Origin of the sequence: Anaerocolumna chitinilytica (assembly GCF_014218355.1) — a bacterium.
GTDB lineage: Bacteria > Bacillota > Clostridia > Lachnospirales > Lachnospiraceae > Anaerocolumna > Anaerocolumna chitinilytica.
The window spans coordinates 5,261,059-5,276,901 of sequence record NZ_AP023368.1 but is presented as its reverse complement, the minus strand read 5'-3'; the positions used below and the strand labels follow the sequence as shown (position 1 = coordinate 5,276,901).

Genomic DNA, 15,843 nt, shown 5'->3' with positions numbered 1-15,843 from the left:
TTTATGAAGAGGGGCTTCGGCTCCTCTTATTATTTTACGAAAAGAGAGGATAAATCATGAACAAAGTAAAAGCTATGGCTACGCTAATTTTTGCAACATTATCTGGATGGTTAGGAATACTTGCCATACCTATGTTGTTATTAGTACTATCAAATCTAATCGATTACATAACCGGTATTATGGCAGGCCCTAAAAGAGGTCAAACAGTGAACAGTTATTCCAGCTTCAGAGGAATAGCAAAGAAAATATGCATGTGGTTGCTGGTAGCCGTAGGAGCCATGATAGACCAGCTTATTTTATATACAGGTAGTACAATAGGTATTACGCTTCCATTTACGTTCCTAGTGGCCTGTATCGTGGCTGTATGGCTTATTTGTAATGAGATAATCAGTATACTTGAAAACATGGTTGATATAGGGGTTAAGATACCGCCTTTTATGGCTCCTATCGTAAAGAATATTAAGAAGCAGGTTGAAGATAAAGCAGCAATAAAGGAGGAATAATTATGAATAAAACAACATCAACGGCCGGAATTGCTCTAATAAAAAGGTTTGAAGGATGTAGACTTGAAGCGTATAAATGCCCGGCAGATGTATGGACAATAGGTTATGGCCATACGGGAAGCGTAGACGGAAAAGCAATCGGTGCTGGGATGAAGATTACTCTTCAAAAAGCAGACGAATTATTAAAAGCGGATCTCGCTAAGTTCGAAGCCAAAGTGAATAAGTATGATAAGTACAAGTGGACACAGAATGAATTTGATGCTATGGTATCCTTTGCTTATAATATCGGTAATATAGACCAATTAACTGCTAAAGGAACCAGAACAAAAGATATGATTGCTGCCAAGCTACCGGCTTATAATAAGGCTGCTGGTAAAGTACTGGCAGGACTTACTAAACGAAGAAAGGCAGAACAGGAATTGTTTCTGCGTAAATAAAAACACCCGGAGGGTTATTCCTCCGGGGTTATAATTATTCAATGTCTATGCTATAATCAAATCCAAATACTTTTTTATTATCTTTAGTAAAATTAAAAGTACCCGATATATTCTTTATATCTGTTTTATCAATCTTAGCTTTATACATAAAATAATTATCTGTTTTTTTATAGAATGTAATTGCAGTATGATTTTTATAATATAAAGTTCCGTCTACATTAAAATCTGTAGTTTCCAAGAAATAAAAGTTATTTGTTTTGTTTATAAACTCAAAGCAAATATTTTCATTTGAAATCCCCTTATAAATAGCCTTTACTTTATCATCTTCATAAAATGTATAATCTTTTTTTGCGCTCGTAACAGTTACATCACATTCATATTTTACACCTTTTACTGTTCCTGTGATATTGGTAAATCCAACGCTAACCGGTGTTACAACTCCTTTTTTGGATATTGTTGCAATGCTTTCATCAGAACTTTTCCAAGTAACTTTACCCGATACTCCAGTAATTTTCAATGTATATGTCTCGGAAGAATTTAAAAAAAGAGTTTGCTTATTTATTCCTGAAGCGTATGCGTTTATTGGAAATGCAAGGATACATAATGCCATAATTAATAGTATAGATAAAAATCGTTTCATAATTAAACCTCCTGTGTAATATAATGGTATATTCACATTATTTATCAAATATTTACTATTGTCAAGGATAACCAATGTTTTTTAATCTTATTATAATAATTAAAAATCCCCCAGGCTCACGATACCTGGAGGAAAATTTGGGGATGTGTAGTGTCTAGTTTTTATTTCAGTTAATATTCTAATTAATTTTACATCATAATTACAATTAATAAAATGGTATTATATTACTACTTTAATCCTTTTCTGGCCTTTATCAATAAATTCTTATATTCAGATAGTTTAAACGATTCTGATTCAGTTAATCCACCATGCATATCTATTCCAAGCAACCATACAATATCTACTTCTAATACTTCAGATATAACAAATAATTGTTCTATGGATATTTTATGTTTTCCCAGCTCGATTGCAGAATATGCCGCTTGAGTTATTCCTAATGCGTTTCCTATTTCTTTTTGCTTTTTTCCTTTATTTAATCGTACTGACAGCAACTTATTTCCCAATTCAACGTAATCAAACATACTAATATACACCTCTGGAATATATTAGCTTATTACTTTTAGTTATACAATATAAGTTGAACTAATACTACTGAAAGTATTAGTATACTACTTAAAATTGTGTAATGTAAAAATATATACTATTAAATGTAAATAAAATAGATAATTTATATAAAAATGTTAAATTAATGTAAACATTCCCACATGACAAACTGGTGAATATTTGGTAATATGTAAATTAGAGGAATGAAAAAATGTTATGGGAGTTGATGAAAAAGACTTGAAAAAAGAGAACTAATGTTCTATAATTACTTACGTAGCAAGTAAGCCAGGAGACTAAAAGGGAGACTAAAGGGATGGAGAAAGTGCCAGATAATGAATATGAAATGTTTGTTAAGTGGAGGTGCAAGATTGCAAAAGAAGATTTTCAGATAAGGGCTGAAAGTCTAAAAATTGAAACTGAATCAACAGAATATGTTAATATGCTTATGATTGAAATGTACAAAAAGGGGTTTTCTGACAGAGATGTAATAAGCAAATTTATTTTGTAATTATAATTGAGGACTGCTAATTATGCAGCCCTCTTCTTTTATGTTGGCATTGCTTACTATATGCCAACCATGTTTAAATATCTATAAAATTCAAATAAAAAGTAAAAAAATTATAAAACAAAAATATCGCTATACTGTACAATTATAAAAATAATAAATATAATTAAAAATAATTATCTACATACAGGGCATGTTGAGACAGTTGTATTATTAACTCGAAAAAGTGTTGAAATTCAATAAATAACGAAATCATACAATAGATAGTGAAATGGAATAATACAACGTATCTTTTTCCTCTTATTTTTCTTACATTTAGTGTAAGTGAAAATGAGGGGATTTTTTATACCATGAGGACAGAATATTGTATGTTTTAATCTAGGCGAAAGTAATTTGTAGCCTCTTTCCAATGTATGATTAAATATGTAACTATGTATTTTATTTTGTCATTAAAAGTGGTAATATATGGATAACTGGATGAGCAATTTATGAGAAACTGAACTGTTGATTATAGCAATAATGGGAAACTGAGTGATGCGTTAAATAAGACAACAACCACAAAATCGTTCTTGAAAAGACAAACAAGAAACATAACAAAATGAATTTATAAGTAAAGAGCCAAAATTGTTCGTCCGCTCCATATTACATATTATAATAATTTAGAATTTGTGTTAGAAAATATTGGCGGACGGTAGATTGCTTTTGGAATGAAACAAAAATAACACTTTCGCAAATAAGCAAATCAAGTAGTCGATGATATTTCCCATTATATTTATAGGCAGTCATTAAAAAGATTATAATTGATACCCAGTATTTATATTGGGTCATAAAAGGGAGAAATAATATGGAAAAACTTATTCATTCAATACTTGCGGTGTTCCCAACGCCGAATATCGAAGAAACTGCAAAGTATTATAACGAGGTTATGGGATTTAGAATGGTTAAATATTTAGATGTAAAAGAACCCCACATATGCCTTTACCGTGATCGTGTGGAAATAATATTGACTAAAGCAAATAGTGAAAAAATCTATACAAATAGAGAACTCTATGGGTATGGGGAAGATTCGTATTTTATTACGGACAATCAAGAAGCATTACAAAATGAATTCATAAGTAAAGGAGCCAAAATTGTTCGTCCGCTCCATATTACAGATTATAATAATTTAGAATTTGTGTTAGAAGATATTGACGGACGGTGGATTGCTTTTGGAATGAAACAAAAATAACACTTTTGCAAATAAGCAAATCAAGTAGTCGGTGATATTTCCCATTATATTTAAACCCTAGTTTTTAGATTAAACATCGTGGTATGAGGACAGTAGTATCAGACTTGACACTACCGGAACAAACATAGAGGAATACATATGGCGAAGTATATCGTTATTATTATAGAATTCCATTCAAAAACGGAAACAGAACTTGAAATCTTTGCCGAGGAAGACTCTGATGATGTTGTTATGAAGACCAGTATAAACAATCGGGAGGTTTTTGTTTCCGATTACAATTATCTGCCAGCCTATCAGAAATTGAGAGATTGCTTGTTAGCTATGGGCTATGGGATAAAGTGCAATGGGTCACGTCGTAATGCTGTCCAATCTGGAATGATGGGATCGAATGCCAAAATCTATCTTGTTGAATTAGGTAGACAGGCATTGCTACAAGATATTGTATGTATTTATGATTATGCTGACATAAATGAATTTCCAAATACGCAAGAGCAAATGGCGTTTTTACAAAAGTGGATAACTTCTTTAGGCTAAAATAAAATGAGAAACGGAGGTTATAGATTTGAAAGTCAGTATGTATATTAGTGGTGCTGTTCGCCAATTTAGTTATTGGTTTGCACATGGAACATTAGGCTACCCTACTTTAGAGGGAATAGATTATATCGACTCCACAATGAAAGAGGAAAGCAGTTTCGTGGAGCAGGTTTTTGCGATATTTATGAATAATTTGGAATTAAACGAAGATGGAAGTGTTATAAATTTTAAATATTGTGAGCAACGAGCAGCGCAGTACATTAGAAAATACTTTGAACCTGGTTATATTGTTCAGCCACCATTGGAAGGTTGGGAAACAGAACTCTATCCTGTAAGTAAGGAATGCTACACAGAATAATATACAATGAGCATAATAGGATCGATAAATAAGTGAAATACATAAGCCATTTTAGCGAACCTCCCATTATATTTATTAAAGTTATAAAGTATAAACTAATCAGAATTTGTAGAACGAGTTAAAGAGTTCGCTTTTATTGAATGGTAATGGGAAGTGGAGGTTATTTATATATTGTAAGAAAGGTATAATGCATGAAAAATGAAGAGTATGACGGCCCTGGGTTGTATTATCAAGACTCTGCAGAAAAGCGTGATGATATTAGATGGATTGAAGGCAGGTCTTGGAAGTATACCCATTATGACAGAAAACTTACTTTGGATCAACTTCGGGCAGTTGTTGAGAAGAATGATGATTTCGGTAACTTCGTTTCCGTCATTGGTAAACCAAATTGTTCATGGACGGCTTACGCATATTATTATTTTGAAGTTGAAAATGGCTTATTTGCTGTATGTAAAGTGGAGGATGCGACCAATGACGTTCGACCACTAGATTCATCTGGATTTGTTAAAAAGCCTAACTCAATTGTAGCAATTTATATCTCAGACGAGAAAAAAAATCTAAACACTGTTTGGATGGCGCCTGACATTCATAAGGTAATGGGCGAGTATCGTTATTATAGGTTAGTTAAAAGAAAACTTTCGGAAGATTTTTTCAAAGAGTTTGCGAAGCGCAGCCACAGCCTGATACAATTGAAGAAGGAAGTTGGGTTACCCAATATTGATGAGCATATGGACTGGGATTGCTATTATGAAATATCTGATAACCGTTATGTTGATTGCCATCTTAATGGCGATAATATTGAGGAGTTTTCGGTTGTAGATTCAAAAGATAAGCTCTACACCATCTGGAAGGAAAATCCTTCAACTAATTGATTTTTTGGCAGTTATGGACAAATCTCAAGCTGATGAATATTCACTATTTTTCATAACTTTGTGCCAAAACGGTCCTACATTTTGAATTTATGGAGGAGACCATCCAGACATTAAGGAGTGGCAATTATCAACACCAGTATTTAGTGTAGGAAATCAGCATTTATACACTAAGTTTGGTTATATAGAAATTTCAAGAAATGATGATGAGATAGAATATGTGAAACTAACGTAAAATTGATTTAGTTCCGCATCTTCCATAACATCAAATTCCCATTATATTAACATGATGAACAAAATAATCTAATAGAATTTGGACATACAACTAGAGACTACTTGGAGGAGAAAGTAAATGAGTATAGAAAATTTTACTGGCAAGGCGGAAGACTATGCCAAAGGACGTCCGGGTTACCCCAAGGAGGCTATAGACACAATCGTCGGGCTTGCGCCAAAAGGTGCGGTATTCGCAGATGTTGGCGCAGGGACAGGAAAATTAACAGTAAAATTGGCAGAACACGAATACACTGTGTTTGCCGTTGAACCCAATGCAGATATGCGTAAGCAACTTGCCATTACGTTAACACCTTTTTCAAACGTAAAGATTATTGATGGTACTGCGGAAACCACAACACTCCCTGATCATAGTGTTGATATTCTCACTGTTGCTCATGCACTACACTGGTTTAGTCTGGATGCGTTCCGCGCAGAATGTTGCCGTGTCGTTAAACCTGGTGGATTAGTCATGGCAATTTACAATCTAACCCCCGGTGGAGGGATGATACACTTAAGTAAAAAGACTACTGATGCTTTCTTCACAAACCCGACGACTTGGGAATTTCCCAACCCTATGGAGTATACGAGGGAGAACTGGCTTGCCTACATCGCATCACAGGAAGAATATCCATTGGCTACCGACCCTATATATGACGCACATATAGCAGCAATAAACGCAGCATTTGACCGTGATAGTGTGGACGGGCTGCTAAGTTGTAATAGAGTAACGAAAATATATTGTGAAAGAATATAATTAAATTTTATCAAACGGTGTGAAGAGCATTCAAAAGTAATTTAACTTGCAATCGTCTACTGCGAATTAAATGAACTGCCCATTATATTTAAACAGGCCTAGCCTAGCTCATAAGCAAACTTGAATTTGTTGGAGGAAATTATAATAATGCTGACAATAATAGAAGCAGAAAACTATTTAAAAATTGGAGTTGAATTAACACCAGGTGCATGGGGGCAACATAGCATTTCAGTAGGAACAAATGCAAGGTTAATTGCCGAAAGAGTGCCTGAAATGGATAGTGACATGGCATATATAATGGGGCTAATGCATGATATTGGCCGTAGAGTAGGAATTAAAGGAATTCTTCATATTTTTGATGGATATGATTTTATGATGAGTCTCGGCCAAGAAGAACTTGCGCGTATTTGCCTAACACATTCATTCCCTATTAAAGATGCGAGTACATTTTTTGGAAAATATGATTGCACAGCATCCCAAATTGTTTTTTTAGAGAACTTTTTAGCAAATGTACAATATGACAATTATGATATATTAATTCAGCTATGCGATGCAATATCGCTACCTAATGGTGCATGTATTATGGAAAAGAGACTGATAGATGTTGCATTAAGACACGGATTGCCATCGTTTACTATTGATAAATGGAAGGCATTTATGCAAACTAAGAAATATTTTGATGAACTATGCAACTGCAATATATATGAATTGTTGCCAAATGTATTTGAAAATTCATTAAGTGATTTAATCTGACAAAGTAGAAAATTTATATTAGTGGAGGAATAAAATATGCTCATACCTCATTTACATTTTGACGGAAATTGCATGGAAGCGATTGACTTATATGAAAAGACCTTTAATACAAAAGTAGACACAGAATCAATTGAATATATGTCTGATGGTAAATAAATAGCCCACGCTATTATGAAAATTCATGGTATAGAGATATTTTTAAATGATGCACTGAAATTATTAAACGATACATTCGGTATAAATTGTGGTGCCCACTTAACAATTACATTTAATTCAGTAGATGAATTACTTGTTTGTTATGAAATTTTGAAATCAGATGATAAACGCTCTCCGTTTTATGAAACTCCATACAGTAAACTGGTAGGTAATTTCAAAGATAAATTCGGTGTTTTATGGGGCTTTATGGTGACTGCCTAATAAGCAAACTGAGAAGTTATGGGACTTCCCATTATATTTATAAAGTTACTATGCAATTAAAAGCAATAGTCAAATTCTAATTTGTTAGGTGGTTTTTAACAGCTGATAATTTATATTAGGCGAAGGGGATGAATATTTGAAAAATAAAAAATATATTATTCCAACTGTGGTTGGCACAATATTCATTGTCTTATTGGCAAGCTTTTTTTAATGCGGATTCGTCCCGACGGCTCTACGATCAAAAGCAGAGAACTTCAATTGAGCGAATTGAGTAAACTGGATGGTCGGAGAAACAGTAAAACTTGATGCAAAAAACAATGTAATTATATATACTGAAGCCCCAGTAAAAGATTTTTCGGTTAAATATTGTTTCGTCGATAAAAACGGTAATCGCTATAAATAGTTGGGCTTCTTTAAGAGCATAACGGGAAGTCGACAAATTTCAATTTACATGGGATCCTGAGCTACCCATTATATTTATTAGGCAGATGTACACTGTTAAAGATAAAGGCTTCATTTATATTAGTGGAGGTGTGGTGTGATGCCAGAAATATATTGTCCAATTTGTGGAAATATTAAACCTGAAAATATAGACTTATATAAACAAGTGTTAAGAAAACAAAATTTTGAGAGTTCTCCTATTTATCCAACTTGCAGAAAATGTAATTCTGCTTTAACTCTCAACAAAATCTGTAACGGTGGTGAAATTGTTGTACTAAGTGGAACATGTGGTAGCGGTAAGTCATCAGTTGCAATTGAGCTAATGAAAAATCATGGATTCATCGCTATTGATTCGGATTGCTCAATGCAATCTTTCAGATATAAATTTAATGTGAAGCAAGTAGATTACAGATCAGACGAAATGTTAGCCGAGATTGCCAACGAAATAGATTTTGTAAGATTGTTCAGCAATAAAATAGTTCTTGCACAGATTGTTCTTAAGGAAGATATTGATAGATATAAGAAGATTTTTAATGAAAGGAATCTTAAATATCGGTTCTACATACTAAAGCCATCATATGAAAAAGCTGTTGATAGATGTCAAACCAGAAGGTGCCACGCAAATATCACACCGGAGTATTGGATAAAATACTTCTACGAATTGCTTGGATTTAATGATAACGTAATAGTTATAGATAATTCAAAATTAACTATAGAAGAAACTGCCAATAGGATTTTACTTGACTTCACATAGTATACGTTTCACTGATTGCCAATTTCTAAATGACAAATCAGAATATGTAAATATGTATCTCTTGAATAATTAATTATGGGGTAAAGCATTTGAATAAATATCAAGAAATTGTTGAAACTGCGAAAAAATACATTCATAGCAAGGAGTGTCCGGTAACCCCCGATGATGCTGCAAAAGAAATTAATTATTCATTAAGGCAATTAAACCGTATGTTTTCTATGTCAACCGGAATAACTGCCTCTGAGTATATACGTTGGAGTAAACTTGCGAAATCCTTGTTTGATTTAAAATACAGCGATAATCCCGTTATCGACATTGCACTCAAATATGGTTATGAGTCACAGGAAAGCTACACAAGGGCATTTAAAGATAACTTTTCACTAAATCCTGGAGAATATAGGAAAGCAAAACAGCAAGTTAATGCTAAGAATTGGCATATTAATCAATTTATACACCAATCGGCTCATAATGCTTTGGATAAAGGCTTATTTCGGTGCGGAAACGTTAATAGCTGGATAATTGTGAAGCCTGATAGGATTTGGGTTTCTGCGAGAAGGAATACTGAGAACTTGCAGGCAGGTAAATTTTATGATATTTGTGAGCGAGAAGGAATTATGAGAAAAGTCGATGCATTATCTAATGTAATCAGTATAGGCGGAGCATATTTTCCATCGCATGATAATAGCGGGCTTTGCTTCGGCGCTGAGGTTGAGGAAGATTATCCTCTCGAATTTCTGAGTGAGTTTGAAGTTTTTCGTGTACCGCAATCCAAATATGTTGTTTTTAATTACCCCAAATACCCGATAGATAATCACGGAGACGCTATTTATAGCACGTGGCATGCCCAAAAGGATTACGATATTGCAGCTCAGGGCTTGAAATTGAATTTTAAAAAAATGCCTATCTTTGAAAATGATGATGACGATATGGGATATACTTTATTTTTTCCAGCTTCTGATGTGGCAGAAGGTATATGAGCTGTGTAAAAACTTGTCCTGAAATATCAAAAAAATGGAAAAACTTTGATGTATACTGAGATTACAGCGAGAACGCAAGTATTCATTAAAGGAGTGTTATCATTATGTTTAGACCGCGTATTAATGATTTACCACCATGTAAAGCAGTAGCATCAGGGTGGAAAGAAGAGTTTGGAGGAGTTTTGGATTTTATGGAGGCATGGATTTCGTGTGACGAGGTAGGTTCTCCATTTATAAGTCCTGATTTTCTTTGTTTTAATGAACCAATGAGCTTTTTATGGTTAAAATTATTACCGAATGAAAAGGTAGATACAAAAGGGTTTGAAATGTTTGACTTTTTAGGTGGGTTATATGTATCAGCCATAGCAATTGATGATAATATTGATGATTTGTTGAAAACAATTGATAATTTAATAAATTGGATTAATGGACAGAATAGCTTTGAACTGGATTTTCGTCCAGGACGATATCGAATGACACGCCGTTTTACATCAGATGAATCATCGGAAGTTATTGAAAAAGCTTTGGGATATGGTCAACTTGAGGTATTTATACCTATAAAGATAATTTAGAATTGATGATAAAATAATACGATTGATTGATGGAATTGTTTCTAATACTCATTAGATTAATGCAATAAAGATAATAATAAAAACTATTCATTAAAAGATTAAATAGATTATAGAATAAATAAAAGCTTCTTCGGTATTCGAAGAAGCTTTTTTAAGCATAGTACATTTTACATCATACCATAATCTGGAATTAAAGTCTAGTAATTTTTTTGATACGCAGTACAATGGAATTACCGGTATAAAGGATCCTAACTCAAGGAGATTATCAATGAATACAAATGTATTAAAGTGGTATGAAAAAAAGGAACATATAGACGAAATGAAAAGCTGGGATAAAGGGAAGTTAAAGATTTGGGAGCAGCAGGTTGCCAATAATTTTCCAGCTGGGGCAAAAATACTTGATATAGGCAGTGGTATGGGCAGGGAAGCATTTGCACTATGCAGTCAGGGATTTGAAGTCGTTGGACTGGATATTTCGAAAGAAGCTGTTGATAAAGCAAACGAAGAAGCGGTAGCGCATGGTAGTAAAGTGAAATTTTATTATTATGATGGAGAACATATCCCGTTCGGTGATGGGATGTTTGATGTTGTAATTATATGGAGTCAGACCTTTGGATTATTATATGGTAGAAGTTATAAGGAGAACTTTCTAAAGGAATGCAAACGGGTGATAAAACCGGAAGGATTGCTGAGCTACTCAGGGCATTCACTGCTATATCTTAGTGAGCATTATAATGATTGTCTTGATGGTGATAAATTCTATCCATATATTGAACGCGATATTTACTGGGAGACATTTTCACTGGAAGAACTCGAGAATTATTCAAAACAGGCAGGCTATGATATCGTGATAGGTGGGGAAGGCGAGATATATGTACCGGAAGATGGTATTGTATTATACTGCCTAAGCAGGGTGAGGTGAGAGTAAAATGAAAAATGATAGTTCAACAGAATGCTGGAATAAAGTAGAGCTGGAAGAATATATCGCGAAAGCACAGAATAATGATTTTCGTATGTATTACATTATGACATATACTTTGAAAGCAATTGGAGATGTAAGAGATAAGCACATTTTAGATTTAGGATGCGGAGAAGGAGGTTATGCAAGAGCACTTGCTGATATGGGGGCAGTTGTTACAGCTGTTGATTGTTCGGAAGCTTTATTGGATTATGTTGCTGATAGAGCTATGAAAGAGGGAGCTGATATTAAGACGTTGAGGCGGAATGCCAATGAGCTAACGGATATTCAGGATGGTGTGTTTGACATAGTTTTATGCTCTATGATGCTAATGGATGTGGAAGACCTTGACGGAACATTAAAAGAAATCCATAGGGTTTTAAAGCAGAATGGAAAGGTCTTTATTTCTATTCTCCATCCGTGCTATAAACCCAAAGAAAGTAAATGGAAATTAGAAGAAGATGGACTTAAGGTAGCTGTCAAGGATTATTTTAATCCGACAGAATGGACAGATAGGATTAATGGAGTAAATACCCCTCTTATATATAGACACAGAACACTTTCCAATTATATTAAGGCATTTAACGGAAATGATTTTATCTTGACTGATATGAATGAACCTATTCCCACAAAGGAACAGTTGAGAAGTTCTTCAAGAATTGAATGGCTATGCAAAATCCCTATGTATTTGTTTATGGAACTTAAAAAGAAAGGATGGGAGTGAAATAAATATTATGATAACTTTACGGAGAATTACACTGGATAATCGGAGGGAATTGTTTCGGCTGGAAGTTACAAAAGAACAACAACGATATGTGGCATCAAATTTATCAAGTGTCGCATCTTGTTATGTTCTAACAACAAATGGTAGTTGTCCGATGCCCTTTGCTATCTATGCTGACGAACAGATGGTAGGTTTTGTTATGATTGTTTATGGCGATACAGGGTATGATCAGCCTGATATGGCGAAGGATAATTATTGTATATTAAGGTTGATGATAGGGGAACAATATCAGAATCGCGGGTATGGGCGTGAGGCGATGGTAAAAATACTGGAGTACATACGCTCATTTCCGGCAGGAACTGCAAAGTATTGTTGGATACCATATGAACCAGATAATATAGTGGCTAAAAAATTATATGAAAGCTTTGGTTTTTGCGATAGCGGTGAAGTATATAATAATGAGCCGATAACAGTTTTAGAATTGTAAGTAAATTGAGTAATAGTTCTTGGACGATAAAGTAGTTAAACAGACAATACAAATTATTGCAGAAAAAGCAGGTATCTGATAACATAATTGATACCTGCTTATCTTTTATCTATAACTACTCAAAAGTTCAAGCTAACTAATTTTTCTTAAGGTGGAAATACATAAAGAATAATGATTTCAAGAAATTACGGATGAAGACAAAGAAATAGTTTGGGATTATACTGTCAACTATATTGCATTTTAATAAAAAAACTAGTACGAAAAGGAGTGCCACAATAATGGAATTTACAAAACTTAAAAATAGTCTGGAGTGCTTAGGATATACCGTAAGTGAATTTAATAATGCAGGGGATGCAACCATGTATTTAGCAAATCAACTGAGGGATAGTACTATTGGAATTGGAGGTTCAGTTACTGTAGAAGAAATGAAACTGTATGATGCATTGGTGTCTCAGAATGAAGTGTATTGGCATATGCGATTACCTGAAAACATGAGTGTCATGGAAGCAAGAAAGAGAGCAAATCGGTCAGATTTCTACATTTCTTCGGTAAATGGAATTGCTGAAACAGGAGAAATCATCAATATAGATAATACAGGAAATCGTGTTTCTGCAATCAGTTTTGGACATGATAAAGTTTATTTGATAATTGGTGAAAATAAAATAGCTCCAAGCTATGAAGAGGCCTTAGATAGAGCAAGAAATATCGCTGCACCCCTTAATGCCAAACGTTTGGGAGTAAAAACGCCATGTGCGATAAAGGGTGATAAATGTTATGATTGTAAAAGCCCGCAGAGAATATGCAGAAATATTTCTGTATTATGGGAGAAACCTACAGGGAGTGAATATGAAGTTATTTTAATTCATGAAAAGCTTGGATATTAGATTAATTTTATGGTCGTTATTAAAAAATATCACTGTATTAAAAATAATGCAATTTGCGTTATGAGTTCGATGCATTAAAAGGAGGTAAACGCCTTGTACAATATTATCAAAACGCAATTAAGCCAATTTTTTGCCAATGCCAATTTTACCTGGGGTGTTTGTGGCGGGATGGCTATTGATTTTTTTGTTGATCAACATACGCGAGATCATAAAGATATTGATTTATTCAGCTACACTGAAAAAAGAAAAGATATAATAGATTTCATGCTTAAAAAAGGTTGGAGGGTATTTGAAGCTTGTGGAGGTGGTATTCAACACGAACTCACTAAATCAAGCTTAGAGGAAATTGATCTAAGTTTGTATTGCATTCATTCATCAAATAATGATTATACATTTACTCCATATTCCACAAAAAACTTAGAAATATCTCGATTCAGAAAAAATGATGCAACTATTAAGTATCTAGAAGATTTATACAGGTCAGATGTAAAAATGGGTTATTTAGTTCATGACGAAAAGATTCAAACTAAATTAGATTATGTTGAGTTCCTTTTTAGTGACAACAACCAACCATTATTAAGCTATATAGATAATGTTGATGTAAAATTATCTTGGGACAATGTAATATTGAACAGAGATGGTATCTCATATATGTGTCCAGAAATGGTTTTGTTATATAAAATAGGTATTGCAGACAGGTTAAAAAAAAGTCAAGATAAAGCTTATCATATATATGAGGAAGAATGCAGAAGTGATTTTACGACAACCTACTGCTTGATGAATGAAGTACAACGTAAATGGTTAAAATCTGCACTTATATTAACTTACCCTGAAGCGGAAGAATATATAATTAAATTAGACAATTAAGCAACGATAAGCAAAACAACAGAAATCATATTCCAGAAAGAAATCTGTAATGCTCATCTCTTATATAATGAATCGAGTTGCCTGCTCTTTTTACAGGTGTACATTTTTTTATCGGCATCCTGAAACGATGATAATATGTCTCCATGTTCGCTATTGTTATAAATACTATATCCATATGAGATAAGAGGCATTATAGTGTCTGCTTCCCTGGCCTTTTTAAAAGATTGCAGCATCAGATTTATGCATTTGCGTATGGCAGCTTCGCTGGTATTTTTCGCAAGAACGCAGAACTCATCTCCCCCAATGCGATAACACTGACCTATTTCCTTAGAACAGTTTTTAATAATACTTGCTGCAGCTTTAAGATAATAATCACCTTTGGCATGACCGTATGTATCGTTTATTATTTTAAAACCATCCAAGTCAAATAAAATAATACCCGAATGGTCCGTCGCACTTATGGCTTGCAGTTTTTTCTCAAAGGCCTGTCTGTTTAGCACCTCGGTAACGATATCGTATTTAAATTGTAATTCCCGCTGAAATAGATAGTACATTACAAGAACTAAGCTGATGCAGTGCCATGACGAGTGTATGAAAGGAAATAAAACCTGAATCGTTGTTCCGATAAAAAAAATACCATATAGTATCAATAAAAAGGAACGTTCTGTATCTTGATATTTTAAAGATTGCTGGTGGTTGGAAACCATCAATACAACTAAACCATACAGGTATGTTATAATATAAACACCAAAAAGCGGGCCTCTTGTATATTGATTATCCACTGAAACATAAAAAATCCATCCAGTCCATGGGGATGAAATCAGAAGCAAAAAATTGAATGCTATAAGCATGAGAAGGTACTTACATTTTCTGTCTAGTTTTTCAGTAAATACCCTGACCAACAGAAAAGGAATACAGGTTGAAAGTGAAAAACCAACGATATTAGCAATTATGTTTGGAATACGGAATGCCGGCCCTAGCAGATCCAGCATACTAGTAGATAGTTCAGCAACTATCACAATAACCGTAAAAATAATCGCCGTAATATATGCTTTTGTTGTTCTGACAGGCATAATTGTGTTCTTTGAAATTAGAAATAATAGAACTAGAAGCATTATTATATTGATTGTACTGCTTGTAATTAACGATAGGATAGAATTTTGCACCTTACTTCCCCCCATGGTATCAAATATAATTAGCCCGATAGACACTTTTTTCATCGCTACCTAATTACCAGTATTTTACCATAGTTAAGAATCCGATTCAACCATCTTATTGTATCCGCTAAAGTAAGACAATTTAAAAACAAGGCATCGGGCTGTCATTCCCATTGCCTTGTTTTGCAAAACTTAAGTAATTACGGAG

20 protein-coding genes are annotated in these 15,843 nt (G+C 33.7%); 17 read left to right on the top strand and 3 right to left on the bottom strand.

Translation table 11 applies throughout. From position 1 onward, the window contains the following. The first annotated feature begins 56 nt into the window (after window positions 1-56). Window positions 57-503 (top strand): phage holin family protein, encoded by a 447-nt coding sequence (locus bsdcttw_RS23230; RefSeq protein ID WP_185257137.1) that lies wholly within the window; start codon window positions 57-59, stop codon window positions 501-503. A 2-nt stretch (window positions 504-505) separates the two neighbouring features. Next, window positions 506-940: a lysozyme gene (locus bsdcttw_RS23225; protein WP_185257136.1), complete on the top strand. Its 435-nt coding sequence runs from the start codon at window positions 506-508 to the stop codon at window positions 938-940. Window positions 941-974: 34 nt separating this feature from the next. On the opposite strand, the gene bsdcttw_RS23220 is transcribed toward bsdcttw_RS23225, so the two are convergent. Both bsdcttw_RS23220 and bsdcttw_RS23215 read right to left on the bottom strand, forming a co-directional pair. Then, window positions 975-1,580, bottom strand: a complete 606-nt coding sequence (locus tag bsdcttw_RS23220; RefSeq protein ID WP_185257135.1) for an Ig-like domain-containing protein — start codon at window positions 1,578-1,580, stop codon at window positions 975-977. A 227-nt stretch (window positions 1,581-1,807) separates the two neighbouring features. Then, window positions 1,808-2,101 (bottom strand): helix-turn-helix domain-containing protein, encoded by a 294-nt coding sequence (locus tag bsdcttw_RS23215; RefSeq protein ID WP_185257134.1) that lies wholly within the window; start codon window positions 2,099-2,101, stop codon window positions 1,808-1,810. Between the two features lie 335 nt (window positions 2,102-2,436). Here bsdcttw_RS23215 and bsdcttw_RS23210 point away from each other — a divergent pair, with 335 nt between their 5' ends. The 15 genes from bsdcttw_RS23210 (at window position 2,437) to bsdcttw_RS23135 (ending at window position 14,478) form a co-directional block, all read left to right on the top strand. Then, window positions 2,437-2,631, top strand: coding sequence for a hypothetical protein (locus bsdcttw_RS23210; protein WP_185257133.1), 195 nt, complete (start codon window positions 2,437-2,439; stop codon window positions 2,629-2,631). 841 nt (window positions 2,632-3,472) lie between these two features. After that, window positions 3,473-3,856, top strand: a complete 384-nt coding sequence (locus bsdcttw_RS23205; RefSeq protein WP_185257132.1) for a VOC family protein — start codon at window positions 3,473-3,475, stop codon at window positions 3,854-3,856. 138 nt (window positions 3,857-3,994) lie between these two features. Next, window positions 3,995-4,390 (top strand): hypothetical protein, encoded by a 396-nt coding sequence (locus bsdcttw_RS23200; protein WP_185257131.1) that lies wholly within the window; start codon window positions 3,995-3,997, stop codon window positions 4,388-4,390. 28 nt (window positions 4,391-4,418) lie between these two features. Beyond that, window positions 4,419-4,748, top strand: a complete 330-nt coding sequence (locus bsdcttw_RS23195; RefSeq protein ID WP_185257130.1) for a DUF7677 family protein — start codon at window positions 4,419-4,421, stop codon at window positions 4,746-4,748. 191 nt (window positions 4,749-4,939) lie between these two features. After that, window positions 4,940-5,620 (top strand): hypothetical protein, encoded by a 681-nt coding sequence (locus bsdcttw_RS23190; protein WP_185257129.1) that lies wholly within the window; start codon window positions 4,940-4,942, stop codon window positions 5,618-5,620. Between the two features lie 349 nt (window positions 5,621-5,969). After that, window positions 5,970-6,644, top strand: coding sequence for a class I SAM-dependent methyltransferase (locus bsdcttw_RS23185; RefSeq protein WP_185257128.1), 675 nt, complete (start codon window positions 5,970-5,972; stop codon window positions 6,642-6,644). Window positions 6,645-6,791: 147 nt separating this feature from the next. Continuing rightward, window positions 6,792-7,397, top strand: coding sequence for an HD domain-containing protein (locus bsdcttw_RS23180; protein WP_185257127.1), 606 nt, complete (start codon window positions 6,792-6,794; stop codon window positions 7,395-7,397). A gap of 958 nt (window positions 7,398-8,355) precedes the next feature. Next, entirely contained in the window at window positions 8,356-9,009 is a 654-nt protein-coding gene (locus bsdcttw_RS23170) for a nucleoside/nucleotide kinase family protein (RefSeq protein WP_185257125.1), read from the top strand. A gap of 89 nt (window positions 9,010-9,098) precedes the next feature. Beyond that, entirely contained in the window at window positions 9,099-9,986 is an 888-nt protein-coding gene (locus bsdcttw_RS25615) for a helix-turn-helix domain-containing protein (protein WP_185257124.1), read from the top strand. A 104-nt stretch (window positions 9,987-10,090) separates the two neighbouring features. Then, window positions 10,091-10,558 carry a hypothetical protein gene (locus bsdcttw_RS23160; protein WP_185257123.1) on the top strand — a complete coding sequence of 156 codons (468 nt, stop codon included), beginning with the start codon at window positions 10,091-10,093 and terminating at the stop codon, window positions 10,556-10,558. 268 nt (window positions 10,559-10,826) lie between these two features. Beyond that, window positions 10,827-11,480, top strand: a complete 654-nt coding sequence (locus tag bsdcttw_RS23155; protein ID WP_185257122.1) for a class I SAM-dependent methyltransferase — start codon at window positions 10,827-10,829, stop codon at window positions 11,478-11,480. A gap of 7 nt (window positions 11,481-11,487) precedes the next feature. Then, on the top strand, window positions 11,488-12,240 hold the full coding sequence (locus bsdcttw_RS23150) for a class I SAM-dependent methyltransferase (protein WP_185257121.1): 753 nt from the start codon (window positions 11,488-11,490) through the stop codon (window positions 12,238-12,240). 10 nt (window positions 12,241-12,250) lie between these two features. Further along, window positions 12,251-12,727, top strand: a complete 477-nt coding sequence (locus bsdcttw_RS23145; RefSeq protein WP_185257120.1) for a GNAT family N-acetyltransferase — start codon at window positions 12,251-12,253, stop codon at window positions 12,725-12,727. Between the two features lie 278 nt (window positions 12,728-13,005). Then, window positions 13,006-13,611, top strand: a complete 606-nt coding sequence (locus tag bsdcttw_RS23140; protein ID WP_185257119.1) for a lactate utilization protein — start codon at window positions 13,006-13,008, stop codon at window positions 13,609-13,611. Window positions 13,612-13,704: 93 nt separating this feature from the next. Further along, window positions 13,705-14,478: a nucleotidyltransferase domain-containing protein gene (locus bsdcttw_RS23135; protein ID WP_185257118.1), complete on the top strand. Its 774-nt coding sequence runs from the start codon at window positions 13,705-13,707 to the stop codon at window positions 14,476-14,478. 53 nt (window positions 14,479-14,531) lie between these two features. Here bsdcttw_RS23135 and bsdcttw_RS23130 read toward each other — a convergent pair whose 3' ends face one another. Then, the gene (locus tag bsdcttw_RS23130; protein ID WP_207726460.1) at window positions 14,532-15,644 is read right to left on the bottom strand and encodes a GGDEF domain-containing protein; all 1,113 of its coding nucleotides are present in this window, start codon (window positions 15,642-15,644) and stop codon (window positions 14,532-14,534) included. Window positions 15,645-15,843: the final 199 nt, after the last annotated feature.